Source organism: Desulfobulbus propionicus DSM 2032 (assembly GCF_000186885.1).
Classification (GTDB): Bacteria; Desulfobacterota; Desulfobulbia; order Desulfobulbales; family Desulfobulbaceae; genus Desulfobulbus; species Desulfobulbus propionicus.
On record NC_014972.1, the window covers coordinates 1,263,227 to 1,284,903 of the forward strand.

A 21,677-nucleotide genomic window follows, 5' to 3' on the forward strand; every position below is an offset into this window, starting at 1 on the left:
CGGAGAAACGATGGGCTTACCAGGTGGTTTCGCCCTTGAGTTCGCCCCGGGTGGAGACCACCACGTGGCGGACGGGAAAATTGGGTTTGGCCGTATCCCAGGCCCTTTTGATGATATGCAGCATGGCGTGGCAGCAAGGCACCTCCATGATCAGGATGGTCAGCGAGTTCAGCTTGCGGGTGCGGAAGATCTCGGTGAAGCGGTCGACATAGAGTTGCTGGTCATCAAACTTGGGGCAGCCCATCATCACCACCCGACCGGCAAGGAAATCCTGCTGCAGGCCGGCATAGGCCACGGCGGTGCAGTCGGCGGCCACCAATAGGTCACAATTTTCGAGAAAGGGCGCGGTCGGCGGTATCAACCGGATCTGCACCGGCCAGTGCGACAGGGCCGACCCGGCTTGGCTGGTGGGCACGTTGGCCATTTGGCAGGGCGACACCGGCGCATGTGTCTGCAGCCGGGCCGAAGGACAGCCTGAACCGTGCGGGATCGCTGGCTTGGCCTCCTCTTGCCCTTTGCTGGCCAGGAACTGATGGACCGCCTCCTCGTCGAACTCATCGGCCTCGCGTTCGATGATCTGCAAGGCACCGGTTGGGCAGGAGCCGAGGCAGGCGCCGAGGCCGTCGCACAGTTTGTCCGCCACCAGCCGGGCCTTGCCGTCAATGATCTGCAGGGAACCTTCGGCACAGTCGGGCACGCACTGGCCGCAGCCGTTGCACAATTCTTCGTCGATCTTAATGATTTTTCGCAATATTTTCATGGTCTTTTCTTTGTGTCCAGTGAGTGTCGATTATTCGAGGACCGCCTTTTTCAAGGCCTCGATCCCGTAGCGTTCCATGAATCGGGCCGAACGGCTCTTGAACCGGGCCGCATGGAGATAGTAATTCAGTGTTCTGGTGACCAGGGTCACGGCTTCGTCATCGTTCAATCCCTCGGCAACCACATCGCCGATACGCGGGCGGCCGGCGGCGTTGCCGCCAAAGGTGAACCGCCACCCCTTGCTTTCACCGGTCAGGCCGACATCGCGCATCCACGATTCGCAGCAACAGAAGCGGCAGCCGGAAATCCCCACCTTGACCTTGGCCGGCAGGGGGCCGTCCAATTCGATCGCCTTGATCCGCTCGCCCAGGCTCAAGGCGTCCTGATGACCGTATTTGCACCAGGTGCGTCCCGGGCAGGCCTGGACGTAATGAATCCGATTGCGGGTGTGGGGCAGTGTCTCCGGGATACCCAGTTCCGCGCGCAGTCCCACCAGGGCTTCAGGCTCCATGCCGAGGAAGGCGATCCGCTGGGCGCCGGTGATCTTGGTCTGCGGAATCCGGTATTTCCGCGCCAGCGCGGCCAACTGTTCCAAATCTTCAGGGCTGAGCAGGCCAGCGTCAAAATGAGGCAGCACGAGATAGGTCTTGTGGTTGTCGTTCATGGTGTCTTCCTCTCACCCCCTGGCCCGGCATCACCGGCCAGGGGTATCCGCGTTGGGAGGAGGAACAAGATCAGCCAAGGATGGTCTTGAGATCCGCCTCCGGGGTATCGATGGGTTTGATGTTGAAGGTATCCACCAGGAACTGGAGCACGGCCGGGGTGATGAAGGCCGGCAGCGACGGTCCAAGGCGGATGTCTTTGACGCCAAGGTACAGCAGGGTGAGGAGAATGGCCACCGCCTTCTGCTCGTACCAGGAGAGCACCATCGACAGCGGCAGGTCGTTGACGCCGCAGTCAAAGGCCTTGGCCAGGGCCACGGCGATCTGGATGGCCGAGTAGGCGTCGTTGCACTGGCCCACGTCCAAGAGGCGCGGGATGCCGCCGATGTCGCCCATCTGCTTGTCAAAGAAGCGGAACTTGCCGCAGGCGAGCGTCAGCACCACGCAGTCCTTGGGCACCTGCTCGACAAAGCGGGTGAAGTAGTCGCGGCCGGGCTTGGCGCCGTCGCAGCCGCCCACCAGGAAGAAGTGGCGGATGGCCTTGGATTTCACCGCCTCGATCACCTTGTCGGCCACACCGAGCACCGCGTTGCGGCCAAAACCGACCAGCACCTGGCCGTTGTCGACGTCATCGGTGAACCCCGGCATGGCCAGGGCCATGGCCACCACCGGCGAATAATCCTTGTCGCTGATGTGCTTGACGCCCGGCCAGCCGACCAGGCCGTTGGTGAACACCCGGTCCTTGTAGACCTCGCTCGGCTTCTGGATGCAGTTGGTGGTGAACAGGATCGGTCCCGGAAAGGTGGGGAACTCTTTTTGCTGATTCTGCCAGGCGGTGCCGAAGTGGCCGTAAAAATGGGGATATTTCTTCAGCTCCGGATAGCCGTGACAGGGCAGCATCTCGCCGTGGGTGTAGATGTCGATGCCCTTGCCCTCGGTCTGCTGCAACAGCAGTTCCAGGTCGTGGAGGTCGTGGCCGGTGATGAGGATGCACTTGTTCTTGCGATGGCCGAGCGGCACCGGGGTGGGCACCGGATGACCATAGGTGCCGGTGTTGCCGGCATCGAGCAGCTCCATGGCCTTGAGGTTGATCTCGCCGGCCTTCATGGCCACGGGCACGCACTGCTCGACGGTCAGTCCCTGGGCCAGGAGCGCGGTCAGGGCCTCGTAGCAGAAGGCGGCCACGGCCGGATCGGTTTGGCCGAGGATGGCGGCGTGATCGGCATAGGCGGCGATGCCCTTGAGGCCGTAGAGCAGGGTCTGCTTGAGCGAGCGGATGTTGACGTCGCTATCCAGGGATTCGATCAGATTCAGGGCCTTGCCCTGGGCGGCCAGTTCGGCGACCGTGCCGGCCGGGATGAAGGTGGCGGGTGCCTCGGTGAACTCGGTGGTGCCGCCGGCAATCCCCACCTTGGCCTTCATGGCCTCGCGCAGCTCGACCGCCCGCTGGATCAGGGCGACAAAGCGTTCCGGATCGAAATCGACGTTGGTCAGGGTGGAAAAGATGGCCTCAAAGGTAAACAGGTCGGTGGCCTGGTCGACAATGCCCAGTTTCCGTCCTTCGCGGGCATAGAGGGCCAGCCCCTGGAGGGCATGGATCAGCAGATCCTGTAGATCGGCAACCTCCTCGTTCTTGCCGCATACCCCGGCGATGTTGCATCCGATCCCCTTGGCCGTCTGTTCACACTGGTTACAAAACATGGCGTTTCTCCTGTATGGTTTTTTTATGTCGCGTTCGACGTTGTTCCTCAGTAGGATGCCTCCACTGTAGCCGATGGCCGCAATCGTTGTTTGACCTAGATCAAAAATAGATTTTTTTCGGATGATTGTTTGCACCATTCGGAAAGCGATGCCTGGGCCGTGATGGCGCGGCGTGTCCTGCACACTTGGACCGCCTCCTGCCCCCATTCTTTTGATAGTAGATTGAAATGAGAGCAAAAAAAGACGAATTGCTTGCCCATAGCCTGCTGTTCAGCGGCCTGCCCCGTGAACAGGTGGAGAAGATTGCCGAGATCGCCGTGACCAAGCGCTACGGCAAGGGCGCCTCGATTTTTTTCGAGGGCGATCCAGGCATCGGATTTTTCATGGTGGCCAGCGGCAAGGTGAAAATTTTCAAAACCTCCTTCGACGGCAAGGAGCAGATCCTGCATATTTTCGGGCCAGGAGAACCCTTTGGCGAGGTTCCGGTGTTCCACGGCAACCCCTTCCCGGCCAATGCCGAGGCCCTGAGCGAATGCGAGGTGCTGTTTTTTCCCCGGGCCGAGTTTGTTGGTTTGATTACCGGCAACCCCTCGCTGGCCCTCAACATGCTGGCCGTGCTGGCCCTGCGGCTGCGCCGTTTCGCCACCCAGGTGGAGAATCTGTCACTCAAGGAGGTGCCTGGCCGGCTGGCCGCCTACCTCCAGTATCTGATGGAAGAGCAGCAACGCCAGGACCGGGTGGTGCTCGACATCCCCAAGGGGCAACTGGCCAGCCTGCTCGGCACCAGTTCGGAGACCCTGTCGCGTATTTTCAACAAGATGAGCGAGGAAGGACTGATTCGCGTCGAAGGCAAGACCATCTTCATCCTCGACAGCGAGCGGCTCAAGGAGCGGTGAGGGCAGGGAGGTTACGCCCTTGCTGTTTTGCTTGCATCGTCTCTGCAACAGAGAAAAACTTCCTGATCGTTGCCGGCCGATTGCCTGTGTAGCGCTGTCGATGATTGCACTGGAAGCGCACAATACGGCTCCACCTCCCGGTCATTCTGTCCCGTTTGCGGAATTATTCGGCTCTTTTTGTCCCGTTCTCTGGTTTGCACTGAACAACACCGACTAACAGGACAAATTCCTCTGTTTGTTTCCTTCATTCCCCGTGGTTGTTCCTTTTCCCGCCCCATTGATCTGTTGACCTCTTCTGACGAGTCATTCGATAAAAAGATGATATTTGAGGAAGATGTGGATGTATTCTTCTTCGCCTCCCGTTGAGAAACATGTGTGGATCACGGCATGTCTATTGCTAGAAGGCATCATGGCAGTGTGTCAGCAGTTCCCCCCCCCAACACGAAGAAGGAGAGAAGCAATGAAGCACGGTATTTTGGCCCTCGTTTGTTCAATTCTGCTCATTCCGGCCGTGGTTTCCGCGGATAACCTCATGCGCGACTACATCGCCGCGCCGCCGGGCACCCTGTTGTCGCTGTTGTATTATAACCATGTCAGCGGCGACACCCTGAACGTCAATGGCGATAAGGCGGCGGACATCGATTTTGCAGAGGAACTTTTTCTGTTGAGGGAAGTGTACTATTTCAACATGGGATCGATGCTGGCCAATGCCCAGGTGATCGTGCCCTTTGGCAATGCCTCCCTCGATGTCGCCGGTCCGGGCCAGAATTCGTCGGGCATTGGGGATATCATCCTCCTGGGGACGATCTGGTTGGTCAATTCGCCCCAATCCAAGACCTACCTTGCTTTTTCTCCCTACTTCTTTCTGCCCACCGGCGAATACGACAGCGATCAAGGCCTCAATCTCGGCGGCAATCGCTGGGCTTTCCGCGAGGAGGTCAACTTTACCCAGGGATTTGACCTGATTCCCAACCATCCCCTCTATTTCGAGGTCACCACCGGCTTTGATTTCTACACCACCAACGACGACTACCTGGGCGGACAGGATTTGGCCCAGGATCCGCTGTTCAACCTGGAAAGCCACCTGAGTATCGATCTGGCCAAGAACTGGGCTGTTTCGTTTGATTACTACGGCCATTGGGGCGGATCGACCGAGCTGGACGACGTCGAGGTGGCGAATTCCGAGATCAATAGCCAGACCATTGGCGGTACCCTGACCTACAGTTTCGCTCCTGGCTGGCAGCTGCTGCTCCAGTACAAGGAGGATGTGAAGAACGATAACGGCATCGAGGTCGAGGTCGTTCAAGCGCGCATCTTCTACGCCACCGATTTCGGCAACCTGTTCCACTGATTGATTCCCGACAGAGGTGCGGACAGGGCTCCGCCTCTCCGATACTCCTGCGATCCCATGATCGCGCGGCGGACCTCCTCCTCTCTTCCTGAGCCGCGCGATCATGGGACGGGGATCGTTTCCTGTTTTTCCCTCCCACCGCCTACGGCCACGTCGGGCGCCTTTGAGCACCCGGGTACAGATGGGCACATCGGCCCATTTGGGTAGGTAGTGTATCAATTTTATATTTAAAATTAATCTATTACATTTTTTAGTGATGTCGCCTACTCTCTCCCGTTCAAGGAAAGGGGCCGTCTCTGTTGCGTATTGATTGTTTTTGGCGGGAGCGGCCGTTCGTTGACGAGGCAACTACAACACGGAGGAGAAGATAAGATGGGCAACAATCGAGCGCTGATCAATGACAAGTTGGCAAGTCTGCAATACAATCCGAAGACCGTCATGGTGTTCAACGGCACGAGCATCAGCAACATCGACCTGCCGGCCGAGGAACGGTTCGACGATTCCACGTATATTGTGATGACCCGGGAAAAGTGCAGCTACGAGGCCGATTTCGACATTGCCGTGCCCAGTGCTTACGAAGATGTGACCTATCCCGGAGCGCTGCTGGTCGCCAGCAACGACCTGTTGGACGGCAAGCCGCAGGAGCTGGCGGTTGACAAGGACCGCGTCAATATCACTGTCGATCTGCCGGGCGCGACGGACATTTCCTTCAAGGTCGTGCCGACGTTTGCCAATGTGCGGGCCGGGATCAACGATATCCTGTCCAAGTGGTTTGATAGCCATGGCGGGGAGTGGAGCCTGCCGGCGAACTTCCAGTACAGCAGCAGCCTGGTGTATGACGAAAACGAATTGATGTTGAAGTTCGGATGCGACATCTCCTACCTGAAACAGAAGTTGAGCATCGACTTTTCCAGCACCCGGGCCGAGAAAAAGTCGGTCTATCTCATCCGCTTCAAGCAGATTTTTTATAGCGTGTCGGCTGAACGACCGGCCAAGCCGGCCGACATCTTCGCCGAATCAACCACCTGGGAAGATCTGGCGCGCGCAGGCATCAGCGAGGAACACCCCCCCTTGTTCGTGAAGAATGTGCAGTACGGCCGGCAGATTTTCCTCAAATTCGAGTCCAAGCTGTCGTCGACCGAACTGGAGACGACCATCAAGGGCACCTGCTCGAAGGACGGGCTCAAGATCGACGCCAATGCCTCCGCCGCCCTCAAGGAAAAGCTCAGCCAGATCGACGTCAGCATCGTCGTCCACGGCGGCTCGGAAGCCGTCTACAACGGCCTCAGCTTGAACAGCATGGACGATGTGCAGAAAATCAACCGGATCATCTGGGACAACACCCTGTTGTCACGGACCAATACGGCCGCGCCCCTGAACTACTACACTGTCTTTCTCAAGGACGGCGTTTCCGCCGGCGTTCATGGCACGACCGAGTATGTCGCCGAAAAGACCGAACGCTACAGCGGCGGCGAGATTCGTCTTGAGCACAGCGGTTGGTACGTTGCCCGTTTCACGGTGACCTGGGATGAAATCAGCTACGAGAACGGCCTGAAGGTGATCCGCCACAAAGGCTGGGAAGGCAACGGCAAGGATCGCACCGCCCCCTTTTCGACGACCATCCCGCTGCGCGGCAACGCGCGCAACATCAGTATCAAGACCGAAGGGTGCACCGGGCTCGCGTGGGAATGGTGGCGGACTTCGGGCTACAAGGTCGGCCGCGCCCTGGTGCCGCTGCGCACGGTGTCCATCGGCGGCACCACCTTGCATCAGACCTTCAGCATGACGCCCGCGGACTGAGCAGGGGAAAGGGGTGCGTCGCACATCCTGGGGGATCAGGGCGGGGTGAGGGAAAATTCCTCGAACACGGCCTGGATGGGGATGGCGAAACCGATGCCCTGGGTGTTCTGGATGATCAGGGTGTTCACTCCGTGCACCCGGCCTTGCTCGTCGATCAGCGGGCCGCCGCTGTTGCCGGGATTGATCGGCGCGTCGGTCTGGAGCATGATTTCGCCGCTCTCCTTGTGCTGACGGTAACCGGAGAAGATCCCGGCGGTGACTGTGTTGCGCAGTCCCACCGGATTGCCGATGGTGAACACCTTGTCCCCCTGGCGCAAGGGCTGGTTGTTGGCGGCAGGGGTGAGCACCACCGCCTTGGCGGTGTAGATCGACAGCAGGGCCAGGTCGCGTTTGGCGCTGACCTGAAAAGAGTTGGCGGTATATTCGCTGCCGTCGGCGAGGAAGATTTTAATGGCCGACGCCGAGCGCGGCTTTTCCATTTCCCGCAGGCGGGCTTCCGCCTCTTCCTGCGGGGGCAGGGCCAGGGCCAGCTGCCGTTCCTTTTCCGCGAGAATGATCACCAGCTGGCGGCGGGTCGGGCCTTCTTCCATGCGCCGCAAACGGTTGCGCAACTCACTGATGCTTTGCTGTTCCAGGTCGATCAGCTGCCGGCCGGTTCGTATGGTGCGGCGGATTTCCTCCAGCTGTTGCCGGTCCGGTTCGACCACGTGTTTGTTAGTGACGATGCTGGTGCTGGTGAGGAAGAACCCCGAACCCTTGCCCCAGGGCGTTTCAATGGCCACCGTGCCGCGTTGGGCCGGTTCGATGGGGCTGACGGCCATGACCGGAGCCGCGGCAGATGGGGGCGATTCCGGTAACTGCTCGTTTTCCGGCTGGCTGGATGGCGATGCGGGCACATGGTCGGCGGTGGGCAGGGACACCGGAGGAGCAGGGGGAGCGGGGGTGTTGGAACCTTTGCCGGCAACCAGGAAAGAGGTCAGAGCTGCGGTCACCGCCACCAGCAGCAACGCCACGCCAACGCGCGCCAGTGGGCCGGACCGACGCGTCGGAGGCTCGGTTGGCGCGGCCGTCAGCGTCTCCCGTTCCTTGGCCCGCTCCTGGGCCTGTTCATATTTGCGGAAGAGCAGACCGCAGGCCTCGCATTCCAGCGGGTTGGTCTGCTCATGACCGCATTTGGGGCAGCGAATCGTTTGTTCTGTGATGGCCATTGGTTGCTCGGGTGTCGATTGGCGTCAGCTGCGGGGGAGATGGAGCGTGGCGTGCCATCCTGCTGGCCTGCTTGCCGGTCTGGAGATTTTTTCGGTGAAGCCCGAGGCGGCCAACGGGCAAGGCGGGGGGATGCTCCCTGGCCGTGCCCGTTGGCTGTTCTCGTCTATTTCTTGGGTGGGTTGACGTTGATCTCTTGCTTCATCTCCTGCTTTTCGACCAAGAGCAGCATGTAATCCTGATCGCCTTCGCTGGCGCAGAGGTAGATCCAGAATTCGGTGCCGTCTTTGGTCAGGGTCATGGTGGTGTAGCGATCAAAGGAGCTGCCACTGGGGGACTCGCCCAGATACTTGACCGCCGTTTCCGGCAGGGAGGGATAGACCTCGCCGCTGTAATCCCCCAGTATCGTGCCACCATCCTTCTTGACCGCATTCTGGAAGTTGCGCACGATCTGCAGGGCGCTGACCTGGGTGGCTCCTTCCTTGAGCTGGTAGCTGATGGCGTGGACCTTGCCCTCGATCGCTTGATAATTGTCGGGTGCGTCCCATTCCTTCAGTTCCGGTTTGGGGAAGGCCACGCTATCGAATTCCGTGGTCGCGCAGCCGTGAATCTCGAAGTTGTTCATGCGGGAAAAGAGCGGATGATCTTTGCAATTCTCCGCATCCGCCGCCCAGGCGGCGGTTCCGCACCACATCGCGGCCATCAGGGCAGCCGCACCAGCAAACCGTCTCATTTCGTCTCCTCCTTGGAAAAATGGTTGGCGTGATGTGCCAAAAACAGTGACGTTGGCCCGATTATAGCGGCATCGGCCGCTCCGGTTCAAGCCGTCAACAAACAATCGATACAATCCCTGTGGTTATTTGCCAAACAGGGCGAGACAGGCCAGCACCGAGCAGATCACCCCGACCAGGTCGGCGGTCAGGGCCGCGGCCATGGCGTGACGGATGCGACGCACCTGGACCGCGCCGAAATAGACCGCGAGCACATAGAAGGTGGTTTCGGTCGAACCTTGGAGGGTGGAAACCAGCATGCCGGTGTAGCTGTCTGGACCGATGGCGGGGTCGTTGATCAGCGAGGCGAGCACCGCGTAGGCCCCGGAGCCGGAGAGCGGTCGCAGCAGGGCCATGGGCAGGGCCTCGGCCGGCAGCCCCAGGGGAGCGGTGAAGCGCCCGAGCAGGCTGACCAGCAGGTCGAGGGCGCCGCTGGATCGCAGCATGGCCACCGCCACCAGGATGACCACCATGTAGGGAATGATCCGCAACGCCACCTGGAAGCCCTCCCGGCCGCCTTCGACCATGGATGCGTAGACCGGTACCCGGCGCAGGGCTCCGAAGGCGAGGAAAAAGACCATCAACCCGGGAATGATCCAGGGCGAAATCGCCTGACCGTAGAGCACGGTCGCCGGCACCAGGCCGAGCAGACAGGTCAGGGCGACACTGCTCACCCACAGGGGATAGGGCTGGCCCTGGTCCTCCAGGGGGGCTTCCTGTACGGCGTGGGAATCGGGGGCCGGTGTTCCGTTTGTCGTCCCTGCGGCGGCCAGGGGTGGGGGCGCGGCGGACCAGCGGCTGTAGAGCTTGGCCGCCAGGATAGCGACCGTGGTCGAGCCGATGGTCGCGCAGAGGGTGGTGGGCAGGATGGCGGCCGGATCGTGCGAGCCGGCGGCGGCGCGCAGGGCGATCACCCCGGTGGGCAAGAGGGTGACCGAGGAGGTGTTGATTGCCAGGAACAGGACCATGGCATTGGTGGCCGTGCCGGGCTGGCTGTTGAGTTTGTCCAGTTCCTGCATGGCGCGGATGCCAAAAGGGGTGGCCGCGTTGCCCAACCCCAGGGCATTGGCCGAGAGGTTGAGGATCATGGCGCCCATGGCCGGATGCTCGGGTGGCACGTCGGGAAAGAGGCGGATCATCAGCGGCCGGATCAGCCGGGCGATGATGCGCAGCATGCCGCCCGCCTCGGCCACCTTCATCAGCCCCATGAACAGGGTCATCACCCCCACGAGACCAATGGCCAGGGTCACCGCGCCGGAGGCGGCGTCGATCATCGCCTTGGACAGCAGTTCCATGGGCGCGCTGGCGCCGCCCGCCGGTACCCAGACCAGCTGCCGCCAGCCGGCAAGGACAAAGGCCAGGCTGACCATGACCAGTACAATTCCGTTCATCGCAATTTCCGTGTGGTCGGTGGGCGGGGATCAATCGCGGTAGCGCTTGATCAGATCACCGTAGGCGTCGATGCGCCGGTCGCGCAGATAGGGCCAGATGCGGCGGATTTTCTCGCTGCGCTGCCGGTCGAGGTCGACCACCAGCACCTGTTCGCGTTCAGTGTCGGCCACGGCCAGCAGCTCCCCCTGGCAGCCGGCGGCCAGGCTGTTGCCCCAGAAGTGGGCCCCGGCGCCGACACCCGAGGGATCGGGTTCGAAACCAACCCGGTTGACGCTGAGCACCGGAATGCCGTTGGCAATGGCGTGACCGCGCTGGATGGTCATCCAGGCCTCGCGCTGACGGCTCTGTTCGTCCTGGGTGTCGTTTGGGTCATAGCCGATGGCCGTGGGATAGACGAGCAGTTCGGCTCCGGCCATGGCCATCAGTCGCGCCGCCTCCGGATACCACTGATCCCAGCAGATCAGCACCCCGAGCCGCCCGACCGAGGTGGGGATGGGGGTAAAGCCGAGATCGCCGGGGGTGAAGTAGAATTTTTCGTAATATCCGGGATCGTCCGGGATATGCATCTTGCGGTAACAGCCGGCAATGGAGCCGTCGGCCTCCAGGACCACGGCGGTGTTGTGATAGAGGCCCGGCGCCCGGCGTTCAAACAGCGAGGTGACGATCACCAGGCCCAGTTCCTTGGCCACGGCGCCGAAGAGTTCGGTGGACGGGCCGGGGATCGGTTCGGCCAGATCGAAACAGCCGGTGTCCTCGGTCTGACAGAAGTAGGGGGTGCCGTGCAGTTCCTGCAACACCGCCAGGTGGGCGCCCTGGGCGGCGGCCTCGCGCAAGCCACGGATGCTTGTGTCGATATTCGCCTGGCGGTTGTCGGTGCAGCGCTGCTGGATCAGGCCGACGCGGAGGATGTTCATGGCAAGACTCCTTGGGGGATCTGCATGGTCACGCAGTGGAGCGAGCCGTGCTGGACGATGAGGGGGCGGCAGTCGATGGCGATAATTTCCCGGTCCGGAAACACGCCGGCCAGGATCTCCAGGGCCGCCGCATCCTGCGGATCGTGGTAGGTCGGCATCAGCACCGCGCCGTTGATGACGAGGAAGTTGGCGTAGGTGGCGGGCAGGCGTTGGCCGTCGGCGTCGAAGCAGGGGCGCGGCCAGGGCAGGGGAATGAGGCGATAGGGCACGCCGCTGGCGGTGCGGAAACCGCGCAGTTCGGCCTCCATGGCACAGAGGGCTTCATAATGCTCGTCCGCCGGATTGTCGCAACGGACATAGACAATGGTGTCGTTCGGGCACAACCGGGCCAGGGTATCGATGTGCGAATCAGTGTCGTCGCCGGCCAAATAACCGTTGTCCAGCCAGAGGACGCGGGAGACGCCGAGGAGGTCTGCCAGAGCCCGCTCAATCCCCCCGCGGTCGAGATGGGGATTGCGGTTGGGGCTCTGCAAACAGGTGCTGGTGGTCAAGAGAGTGCCCGCGCCATCGCTCTCGATGCTGCCGCCTTCCAGGATCAGGCCGGGGATGCGCACGGGGCAGCGGCCAAAGCCCCCCAACCGGGTCAGCTTGCCGGTGATTTGGTTGTCGAGATCGGCGGCGAATTTCAGGCCCCAGGCGTTGAAGCCGAAGTCGAGCACCACCGGGGTGCCGTTTTCAAAAATGGTGATCGGCCCGAAATCCCGGGCCCAGGTATCGTTGGTGGCCATGGGATAGAGGCGGACCCGCTGCAGGTCGACGGAGTCTGCGTGCAGCCGCGCTCGCACCGGCTCGATCTCCGGGGCCACGATCAGCACCCGTTCAAAGCGGCTGATCGCTCGGACAATATTGACAAAGACCGCCTGCACGGCGGCCAGGTCATCGCGCCAGTCGGTCTCCTGGTGCGGCCAGGCAAGCAGCACGCCGTCTTGGGGTTCCCATTCGGCCGGTAATCGTTTGCGCATGTGTTCTCTCGGATGAAAAGGGACAAGGACGAGGCATCCTAGCCCATCCATGGGCGATTGTAAATACGCTCCCGTTCGGAGATCGCGCGTGCGGGCCGACGGAGGGGCGGACCGGACATTTTTCGGTTGACGCGTCTTGGGCCTGAAGTTAGGTTGACGGGGTAATGCCTGTCCTTTTCGGCGGTTATCTGTTGTGCCCTTTGTTCCCGCGTATCTTGCCCCGCATCCCTCGCACCCATGGAGCACCATGAAAAAACAACTCCTTGAGCTGATTGTCTGTCCACGCTGTTTACCCCAGGAACACCTTTTGGTGGCCGACATCATCCAGGAGCGCGACAACGACATCGAGACCGGTGCGCTCCAGTGCCCCCGCTGCCGTGCCCTCTATCCCATCACCGAGGGCGTGGCCCTGCTTGATCCGCACGCCACCGACAACCAGCGGGCGGCCAATAAATACGAGACTGACGAGGTGGTGTCGTCCTACCTGTGGAGCCATTTCAGCGACCTGCTGGGAGATGAGCAGGCCAGCCAGGCCTATGCCGCCTGGGCCGGGCTGATACATCCCCAGGGGGGCGTGGCCCTGGATGCCGGCGGCGCTGTCGGCCGGTTCACCTTCGAGATGAGCACCCGCTGCGATTTCGCCGTGGGCATCGACACCTCGCAGGCCTTTATCCGCGCCGCCCGCCAGCTGATGCGCGAGCGGTCCCTGGTGGTGGGGCTCAAGGACGAGGGGTTGCTGCGCCGCGAGGCGACCATCCGCCTGCCCGACGACTGGCGCAGCGATCGGGTGGAGTTCGTGGTGGCCAATGCCCTGGCCCTGCCGTTTCGCAAGAAATCGATCGGCCTGTTCTCCTCGCTCAACCTGGTGGACAAGGTGCCCTCGCCGCTGACGCATCTGCGGGAGATGAACCGGGTGACCCGCGATACCGGCGCCCAGTTTCTTCTCTCCGATCCTTTTTCCTGGTCCACCGAGGCGGCGCCGGTTACGGAGTGGCTGGGCGGCACGGCCGAGGGGCGGTTTGCCGGCAAGGGCCTGGTCAACGTGGCCCGGCTGCTGGCCGAGAGCAGGGAACTGGCGCCGTCCTGGCAGGTGCACGAGCCCGGCAGCGTGTGGTGGAAGATTCGCACCCACAGCAACCACTATGAATTGATCCGCAGTTGTTATGTCCATGCCAGCCGTTAGGAGGAAACGATGATCATCGATACTGTCTGCCGTTTCTGTTCGTCCTGTTGTCCCATCGAGGCCGAGGTGGAGGAGGGCCGCCTGATCGGCGCCCGGCGCAAATCCTTTCTTGAGCCGGACAAACGGCTGACCTGCGCCAAGCTGGCGGCAGCGGCCGAGATCGTCTATTCGCCAAAACGTCTGACCACGCCGCTGATCAAGAAGGCGGACGGCACCGGCTTTCGCGAGGCCGGCTGGGATGAGGCCTTGGATCTGGTGGTCGCAGCGATGCAGCGTCACCGGCGGGAATCCGGGTCGCAGTCGATCGCCTGGCTGCGTGGCATGGCCGCCGATTGGGGAGCGCCCTGGGATTATCCCAACCGGCTGATGCACGCCTTTGGCAGCCCCAACACCATCGGCAACGGTTCGATCTGTTTTGTGGCCCGGGATTTTGCCCATAGCTATGTCTACGGGTCCATGGCCTTTCCCGAGGCCAAGGCGGCCAAATGCATCATCGTCTGGGGCAAGAACGACGGCAACACCGCCCTGGGCGCGGCCGAAGGCATTCACTGGGCCAAGGAGCACGGGGCAACATTGATCGTCATCGACCCGGTGCGGACCGCGCTGGCCCGCAAGGCCGACATCTGGCTGCAGATCAAGCCCGGTCATGACGGCCTCTTGGCCATGGCCATGATCAACGAGATTATCGGCAATAATCTTTATGACGCCGATTTTGTCCGTCAGTACACCGTCGGCTTTGAGAAACTCAAACAGGTGGCGGCCCAGTACCCGGCCGAGCAGGTGGCCGACAGCCTGTGGCTGAGTGCCGCGCGGATCAAGGAGATTGCCCGCCTCTACGCCACCACCAAGCCGGCGGCGATCATCGACGGCAACGGCCTCGACATGCACCGCGAGGTCTTCGACACCACCCGCGCCATCGCCATGCTCCGCGCCCTGACCGGCAACCTCGATCAGCCCGGCGGCGACGTGCTGCCGCAGCCGATCCCGGCGCGCAACATCCAGTTGAAGGAAAGGCTGCCCGAGGGCACGGTGCCGATCACCCGCGACTATTCGCTGTTCAACACCTTTTCCGAAACCTGGGGCAACCAGGTGCAGGGCTGCGTGGTCGACGCCATTTTGGACGAACAGCCCTATCCGCTCAAGATGGTGGTGGTCCAATCGGGCAACCCGCTGGTGACCATGGCCGATTCCACCCGCACCCGCGCCGCCTTTACCAAGCTCGACACCCTGGTGGTGATCGACATGTTCCTCACCGAGACCGCAAGGCTTGCCGACGTCATCCTGCCGGCCTCCTCCTGCTTTGAAAAGACCCAGCTCAACCGGGCCTCGATCCGTAACAACCCGATGTTTCTCCAGGATGCGGTGATCGAGCCGGTGGGTGATTCCTGGCCGGACTGGAAGATCGTCTTCGAGCTGGGACGGCGGCTTGGGTTGAGCGAGGACTTCCCCTGGCAGACCGCCGAGGAGGCCATCGACTACCAGCTGGAACCGGCCGGAGTGACGGTGGCGGATCTGCGCGTCCACGGCAAGGGGCTGCGTATCGAGGAGCTGCGGTACCACAAGTACCGCGACCAGCCCTTCAAGACCCCTTCGGGCAAGGTGGAGTTCTTTTCCAAGCGCCTGGCCGAGGCCGGATTCTGCGGGGTGCCGTTTGCGCGCGGCCTGGGCGCGGACCCGATCAGCTTTGCCGACCAGAGCGACGCCTATCCGGTGCTGGGTGTCAGCGGCAGCCGCGACATCCGCTTCACCAATTCCCAGTACCGCACCATCCCCGCGCTGCTGCGGAACGGCGAGGGCTGCGTGGTCGACATCCATCCCGAGGACGCGGCCCGCCAGGGCTTTGTCGACGGCGACCGCATCCGCATCGAAACCCCCAAGGGCGAGATCGAAATGCCCGCACGCCTTTCTTCCACGACCCGCCCGGGCATGGTCCGCATCGCCTGGGGCTGGGGCGAGCATGATCCGCGCGCCAACCTCAACACCCTCACCGAGGACGAGGTACGCGGCCCGGTGAGCGGTACCTCCACCAGCCGCAGCTTCATGTGCCGCCTGCGCAAGGTGTGAGCGGCCCGTTCATCGCGCCATTGGTGGCAGAAAAAAGGCTCCCCTAGGGGAGCCTTTTGCGTTGACGACGCCGGAGGACTCAGGCCTCATGGCCTGGGAGCGTGGGGGGATGCCGCCTGCTTGACGGGTCCCGGTTTGCCTGCCGCTGGCAATGACGCATTGCATCAACAAGCCTTTCGCTGGTAGAGTCATTGCACAGGCTCATCGCATCGAGGACGAACCGACACCGGAGGAGCCACAGGCCGCGCGTGCCCGAAACGCCGGCCGCGGTTGCTCGCGGGTCGCTGCTCCTCGCTTGGCAAGGCCCGGGAAAGACGGTTGATCTGGTCATGCAATTTGTCTGGTCCTTGGAATCGTATCCACCCGTCCATCAAGGAGGCACCCCATGCAGGAAAGGCAACACATCATCGTTCCCATTGATTTCAAAACCCATTCCGATCTGCAGGCCAATTTCGCCCTGCACATGGCAAGGCTGCTCAACGCAAAAACGACCTTCGTGCACGTCCTGCGGCCAATCGCCGATTTCTCCGACTATGATCCGGCCACCCTGGAGCAGGTGGAAAAGAAGTTGCTGGCCCACATGCGCAAGAAAGTGGACGCTTTCATCAAAGCGTTGGACAAGCGGGGGGTGATCTGCGAGGGGGTGGTGCTGAGCGGCTCGATTGCCGAGACCGTCATTGCCCATGTGGATGAACAAAAAGCGGATTTAGTTGTCCTCAGCACCCACGGCGCCCAGGGAATCGAGAAAGTGCTCCTCGGCAGCGTGGCCGATCGGGTGATCAAGGGGGTCAATTGTCCGTGCCTGGTGTTCAACCCCTATAAGAACAGGTGGCGCCATGACGACACGACAGGGCGTTATGACTTTGGCAAGGCCGTTGAACTGCCACCGCTGGCCTGAGACCATGCGGGCCGCGTTGCCCGCTGGATGGGTGCCGGGAGAGGATCGATGAGCGACAGGCCGCTCCAACTTACCACCGAGGCTTTCGCCCGGATCGTGGAACAGGCGATTGCCCGTATTCCCGAGGAAATCCGGGCTGTTCTGGATAATGTCCTCATCTCGGTCAAGGATCGGCCCACGGCGGCAATGCTTGCCGAAGTGGGGCTTGGGCCCGACGAACCGTTGTTCGGTATCTTCCTTGGCGTGCCATTGAACGAACGCAGCCTGGCCGACCCGCCGCTGTATCCCGATACCATTCATATTTTTCAGGATCCCTTGGAAGAGTACTGCGCCACCCGCGAGCAGTTGATCGAGGAGATCGAGATCACCGTGGTGCATGAAATCGCCCATTTCGTCGGCTTCAGCGACGAGGAACTGGAACGGTTGGGCTACGGATGAAGGCAAGGGACTCGGCGTGTTATGAGGAAGGACGGGGACGGCCAATCGATTAGCGCGCCGCCTAATCCGGAAAAATCGGACAAGCGCGCTGCCCCTGTCCGACATTTCCGGACAGCCTTGTCGGCCCTATTGCCGATTGTTTGCGAACGATGACGGAAAAACGAGAAGTTGGAGTGATGTGTGCAGATGTTTTTCTGCATGGTGTTTTTTTTGCATAACGCTGAACCTCAGCCGCGATGCGTATGCGCCGTTCCCTGCGGGAACGGGGCACTCTCCCATAAAAAAAACACAGGCAAGGAGAACTCATGACATTGACCGCGTTTCGTTCGATGAAATACACCACCAAGCTGTTCATCGCCGTGGTGCTGCTGTGCGTTGCCTCGATTGGCATCACGTCGGGCAACGCCATCCGAATGTCGAGCCAGGGACTCAACACCCTTGGTCGCGACGCATTGGAGCATATCCACCAGGCGGTTTATAATTCCCTGACCACCTATGACGAGACCATCGGCAGGAAACTGGACAGCGACCTCAAGATTTTTGAACAGGAGGTCCTGGACAAGGGCGCGCCCGCGATCGACACCGCCAGCACGCAGCCGCAGACCATGGTCGACCAGGTCAGCCTGCAGTCGGAACAGGTGCTGCTGCCGCGATTGATGGCCGGCGACCACCCGATCGGCGGCGCCAACGACCTCGTTGACAGCGTCACCACCAGCACGGGCAGCCTGGCCACGGTGTTCCAGATGGTGGACGGCAAGCTGTTGCGCGTGGCCACCACGGTCAAGAAGGAAAACGGGGAGCGGGCGCTGGGCACCTATATCCCCGCCGACAGCCCGGTGGTCAAGGCCATCGCTCAGGGCCAGGTGTACAAGGGCAAGGCCTACGTGGTCAACGACTGGTACCTGACGGCCTATGCCCCGTTGCGCGCCGCCAACGGCCAAGTGGTCGGCGCCGTCTTTGTCGGCCAGCTCATGCTGGCCCCCGAGGTCCGCACCTTCATTTCCACCACCCGGCTGAACAGCGGCTATTTCTTTGCCTATACCGATGCCGGCGACCTGGTCATCCATCCTTCCCTGGGCAAGGATACCAATATATTCAAGCTGATTCCGGCGTTCAAGGCGCACAAGGAGGGATTTCTTGAATACATCGACAATGGGGAGAGCAAGGTGGCCTACGTGCGGTACATCGACAAATGGGGGCTGTACATCGCCATCACCATCTCCCACGCGGGCATCGACAACGGCCTGGCCGCGCAGATGATGCGCAACAATCTGCTCGCCGGGCTGGGGGTGATCGCGGTTGCCATTCTCATTATCCTGCTGCTGGTTCGCACGATCAACAAGCCGCTCCAGGAACTCGCCGCCCAGAGCGTCAAGGTGGGCGAGGGAGATTACACCATCGCCTTTGCCGCCAAGACCGACGACGCCATCGGCCAGCTGGCCGGATCGCTGGGGATCATGGTGGGTAAATCGCGGGAAATGCTGGAAGATATCATTCACTCCTCCCGAGCCCTGGCCGCCGCTTCCACGGAACTGGCCACCATCTCCGAACAGATGGTGACCAATGCCGACGCCACCACCCGGATTGCCGACACCGCCGCCACCAATGCCCACGAGGTATCCGACAACATGACCTCGATCTCGGCGGCCATGGAGGAATCGACCACCAATCTGGACATGATCGCCTCGGCCTCCGAGGAGATGGGAACCACCATCAAGGAGATCGCGGAAAACAGCGCCCGGGCCCGCCTGACCACGGAAGAGGCGGTGGCCAAGGCGCGCAAGTCCCACGAGGGGGTGCGCGAGCTCGGCGAGGCGGCCAAGGCGATCGGCATTGTCACCGAAACCATCACCGAGATTTCGGAGCAGACCAATCTGCTGGCCCTCAACGCCACCATCGAGGCGGCGCGGGCCGGCGAGGCGGGCAAGGGATTTGCGGTGGTTGCCAATGAAATCAAGGACCTGGCCAAGGAGACCGCCAATGCCACCGGCAGGATCAAGCAGGCCATCGAGCAGATCCAGAATCAGACCGAGGTCACCGTACTGGACATCCAATCGATCACCACGGTCATCCAGGATGTGAACGACGTGGTCAATACCATTGTCACCGCTGTCGAGGAACAATCGATCACCACCGCGGAGATCGTGACCAACGTCAACCAAGCCTCGTTGGGTATCACCGAGATCAATCAAAACATCGCGCACAGCAGCCAGATGACCACCGAGATGTCCGAGGGCGTGGGACAGGTGAAGGAGCAGTCCGTGGAGGTGAAGAACAACAGTCAGATCGTGCGCCAATCGGCCGACGAGTTGTCGCGACTGTCCGAGAAGCTCACCACCCTGGTTTCGCGGTTCAAAATGTGATTTGATTGTGCTGGTTCGAGCGCTCCGGCGACAACCGGACCCTGATGGGGGCGGTTGAGCGCGGAGCCCTTGGACGGCAACCCGCTGTCACCCCACCTCGTCCTCCCTCGATGTCCGCTTGCATTCCCTCCGAATGCAAGCGGACCGGAATCCGCGCCCTGTCGTTGAGGAAAGTTCGGCTGCAACGCCCAAGCCCGCGGCGCAATCCACTTGCCCCGCCGGCCCGTATCCGGTACAGTCCCCGCCGTCTTTCGTTTGGCCCGGCAACCGCCGGGTTCTTTTTTTTTGCGCGCCCCAAAGGAGGCACCCATGTCTCGTCACCCAGGCGACCAGCCTGCCCAGGCCAGGACCGAGCGGATCGGTTTCAAGGTTCTGTTGGCCATCAGTTTCTGTCATTTTCTCAACGACATGCTCCAGTCGCTCATCCCGGCGATCTACCCCCAGCTCAAGGAGCATTTTGACTTAAGTTTCACTCAGATCGGCCTGATCACCCTGACCTACCAGTTGTCTGCCTCGTTGCTCCAGCCGGCGGTCGGCTTCTACACCGATCGCCACCCCAAACCCTATTCCCTGGTTTTCGGCATGGGCAGCACCCTGCTGGGATTGCTGGCCCTGTCGGTGGCGCCGAGCTACGCGTTGCTGCTGTTGGCCGTCGGTTTGGTGGGCACCGGGTCCTCGGTCTTTCATCCTGAATCGTCGCGGGTCGCCCGCATGGCCTCGGCCGGCCACTACGGTTTGGCGCAGTCGATCTTTCAGGTCGGCGGCAATGCGGGCACCTCGGCCGGTCCGCTGCTCGCCGCCCTGATCGTCATCCCCCAGGGACGGGACAGTCTGGCCTGGTTTTCGCTGTGCGCTCTCCTGGCCATGGTGCTCCTCGCCCGGGTGGGTGCCTGGTACAAACGCAAGCAGCAGGAGCGGCAGGGGCGCGGCACACACTTGGCCAGACAGCCTCGTCCTGGCCTGCGGACAGCGGCTTGGCCGGTATGCATCCTTCTGGTGCTGATGTTCTCCAAGTTTTTTTATACCACCAGTTTGCACAGCTACCTTATCTTCTATTTAATCCACAAGTTTCAGCTTTCGGTGCCGTCGGCGCAGATCCACCTGTTTGTCTTTCTGTTCGGCGGCGCCCTGGGCACCATCCTGGGCGGGCCGATCGGCGACCGCATCGGTCGCAAGCAGGTGATCTGGTGGTCGATCTTCGGTGTCGCCCCTTTTGCCCTGGCCCTGCCCCATGTCAGCCTGTTCTGGACCGGTCCCCTGACGTTTGTCATCGGCCTGATGATGGCCTCGGCCTTTCCGGCCATTGTGGTCTATGCCCAGGAACTGTTTCCCGGCAGGGTGGGGATGATCTCCGGCCTGTTCTTCGGGCTGGCCTTCGGCCTTGCCGGGATTGGCGCGGCCCTGTTGGGCAAGTTGGCCGACGTCCAGGGTATCGATGTTGTCTATCAGGTCTGCGCCTGGCTGCCGTTGCTTGGGCTGGCGGCGGTACTGCTCCCCGATCTGCGCGGCAAGACGGAGGAAGGGTGAGCGGGAGCGGGACGATGAACAACGAACAGCGAGTCGTGCACAGGGGGCCGGGCAACGGACTGATCGACCAGGCCGGCCAACCAGTGACGCCGCCCGAAAACTGGGTGTTCCTCCCAGCCGGCGATGCCGGGCTGACTCGTCGGGTTACCGCCCGTACCGGGTTCTGGCGGGTGCGGGCACCAATGGGCCGGCGGATGATTTCCCTGGGAATCTGGGCTCCGGCGGCGATCATTGCCGAGGCCAGGGCTGAACTCGAAGCGATCCGCGCATCCGAGGGGTATCACAAGAAGTTGGCCGGTGAACGTCGGCGGCGGGCGGAACGGCAGAGCGCCTATGAAGAAGCGTTTTACCAGGCGGTGCGGGCCTTCCTCGCCTTTGCCCCCCGATACGAACCGTTGGAACGGGCCATGGCCTCGGCGGTCAGTCGCCATGCGGTCCCCGTGGGCAGCGGCACGGTGGCGCGCACCACCCGGATTCCCCTGGAGGAACGGGCCGCCCGGGCGGTGATTGCCTGGATGCGCCACCGGACCACGGCCTACGAAACCATGGATGTTGCCCGCGTCAAGGGCGAACGGCGGCAGGTACGGCGCATGCTGGCCCGGCGTTCGCTGGAGTTGCTTCGTTCCTACCGCGAGGGGCGGGAGATCGATCCCGGTTGCCCGCTGCGCCAAGCCCTGAAAACGGAACAGGCCGCGGAAGAACCCGCGGCCTGAGTGAGAGGGACGATCCCG

18 protein-coding genes are annotated in these 21,677 nt (G+C 61.8%); 10 read left to right on the top strand and 8 right to left on the bottom strand.

Annotated features, from left to right (window positions below):
• Positions 1–16 precede the first annotated feature (16 nt).
• The 3 genes from DESPR_RS05575 to hcp form a co-directional block, all read right to left on the bottom strand.
• The gene (locus tag DESPR_RS05575) at positions 17–760 is read right to left on the bottom strand and encodes an ATP-binding protein (protein WP_015723838.1); all 744 of its coding nucleotides are present in this window, start codon (positions 758–760) and stop codon (positions 17–19) included.
• 30 nt (positions 761–790) lie between these two features.
• Positions 791–1,423 carry a nitrite/sulfite reductase domain-containing protein gene (locus tag DESPR_RS05580; RefSeq protein WP_015723839.1) on the bottom strand — a complete coding sequence of 211 codons (633 nt, stop codon included), beginning with the start codon at positions 1,421–1,423 and terminating at the stop codon, positions 791–793.
• 70 nt (positions 1,424–1,493) lie between these two features.
• Entirely contained in the window at positions 1,494–3,122 is a 1,629-nt protein-coding gene (gene hcp / locus DESPR_RS05585) for a hydroxylamine reductase (protein WP_015723840.1), read from the bottom strand.
• Between the two features lie 227 nt (positions 3,123–3,349).
• On the opposite strand from hcp, the gene DESPR_RS05590 reads away from it, so the two are divergent.
• From DESPR_RS05590 to DESPR_RS05600, 3 genes are all read left to right on the top strand, one after another.
• On the top strand, positions 3,350–4,018 hold the full coding sequence (locus DESPR_RS05590) for a Crp/Fnr family transcriptional regulator (RefSeq protein WP_015723841.1): 669 nt from the start codon (positions 3,350–3,352) through the stop codon (positions 4,016–4,018).
• Positions 4,019–4,478: 460 nt separating this feature from the next.
• Positions 4,479–5,369, top strand: a complete 891-nt coding sequence (locus tag DESPR_RS17100) for a transporter (protein WP_015723842.1) — start codon at positions 4,479–4,481, stop codon at positions 5,367–5,369.
• A 372-nt stretch (positions 5,370–5,741) separates the two neighbouring features.
• Positions 5,742–7,169 carry a thiol-activated cytolysin family protein gene (locus tag DESPR_RS05600; protein ID WP_015723843.1) on the top strand — a complete coding sequence of 476 codons (1,428 nt, stop codon included), beginning with the start codon at positions 5,742–5,744 and terminating at the stop codon, positions 7,167–7,169.
• A gap of 35 nt (positions 7,170–7,204) precedes the next feature.
• On the opposite strand, the gene DESPR_RS17105 is transcribed toward DESPR_RS05600, so the two are convergent.
• From DESPR_RS17105 to DESPR_RS05625, 5 genes are all read right to left on the bottom strand, one after another.
• Positions 7,205–8,377 (bottom strand): trypsin-like peptidase domain-containing protein, encoded by a 1,173-nt coding sequence (locus DESPR_RS17105; RefSeq protein ID WP_015723844.1) that lies wholly within the window; start codon positions 8,375–8,377, stop codon positions 7,205–7,207.
• Positions 8,378–8,541: 164 nt separating this feature from the next.
• A complete protein-coding gene (locus DESPR_RS05610) occupies positions 8,542–9,108 on the bottom strand; it encodes a hypothetical protein (protein WP_015723845.1) in 567 nt (188 codons plus the stop codon).
• Between the two features lie 123 nt (positions 9,109–9,231).
• Positions 9,232–10,536, bottom strand: a complete 1,305-nt coding sequence (locus DESPR_RS05615; RefSeq protein ID WP_015723846.1) for a nucleoside recognition domain-containing protein — start codon at positions 10,534–10,536, stop codon at positions 9,232–9,234.
• A 30-nt stretch (positions 10,537–10,566) separates the two neighbouring features.
• Positions 10,567–11,451, bottom strand: coding sequence for a carbon-nitrogen hydrolase (locus DESPR_RS05620; RefSeq protein WP_015723847.1), 885 nt, complete (start codon positions 11,449–11,451; stop codon positions 10,567–10,569).
• Positions 11,448–12,473, bottom strand: a complete 1,026-nt coding sequence (locus DESPR_RS05625) for an agmatine deiminase family protein (RefSeq protein WP_015723848.1) — start codon at positions 12,471–12,473, stop codon at positions 11,448–11,450. The genes DESPR_RS05620 and DESPR_RS05625 overlap by 4 nt, the downstream gene beginning before the upstream one ends.
• A gap of 247 nt (positions 12,474–12,720) precedes the next feature.
• Between DESPR_RS05625 and DESPR_RS05630 the strand changes: the two genes are divergently transcribed.
• From DESPR_RS05630 to DESPR_RS05660, 7 genes are all read left to right on the top strand, one after another.
• A complete protein-coding gene (locus DESPR_RS05630) occupies positions 12,721–13,656 on the top strand; it encodes a class I SAM-dependent methyltransferase (RefSeq protein ID WP_015723849.1) in 936 nt (311 codons plus the stop codon).
• Positions 13,657–13,665: 9 nt separating this feature from the next.
• Positions 13,666–15,720, top strand: coding sequence for a molybdopterin-containing oxidoreductase family protein (locus DESPR_RS05635; protein ID WP_015723850.1), 2,055 nt, complete (start codon positions 13,666–13,668; stop codon positions 15,718–15,720).
• Positions 15,721–16,105: 385 nt separating this feature from the next.
• Positions 16,106–16,618 carry a universal stress protein gene (locus tag DESPR_RS05640; protein ID WP_015723851.1) on the top strand — a complete coding sequence of 171 codons (513 nt, stop codon included), beginning with the start codon at positions 16,106–16,108 and terminating at the stop codon, positions 16,616–16,618.
• A 48-nt stretch (positions 16,619–16,666) separates the two neighbouring features.
• Positions 16,667–17,056 (top strand): metallopeptidase family protein, encoded by a 390-nt coding sequence (locus tag DESPR_RS05645; RefSeq protein ID WP_015723852.1) that lies wholly within the window; start codon positions 16,667–16,669, stop codon positions 17,054–17,056.
• Positions 17,057–17,361: 305 nt separating this feature from the next.
• On the top strand, positions 17,362–19,419 hold the full coding sequence (locus DESPR_RS05650) for a methyl-accepting chemotaxis protein (RefSeq protein WP_015723853.1): 2,058 nt from the start codon (positions 17,362–17,364) through the stop codon (positions 19,417–19,419).
• Positions 19,420–19,728: 309 nt separating this feature from the next.
• A complete protein-coding gene (locus DESPR_RS05655; protein ID WP_015723854.1) occupies positions 19,729–20,946 on the top strand; it encodes an MFS transporter in 1,218 nt (405 codons plus the stop codon).
• 14 nt (positions 20,947–20,960) lie between these two features.
• On the top strand, positions 20,961–21,659 hold the full coding sequence (locus DESPR_RS05660) for a DUF2293 domain-containing protein (RefSeq protein ID WP_015723855.1): 699 nt from the start codon (positions 20,961–20,963) through the stop codon (positions 21,657–21,659).
• Positions 21,660–21,677 lie beyond the last annotated feature (18 nt).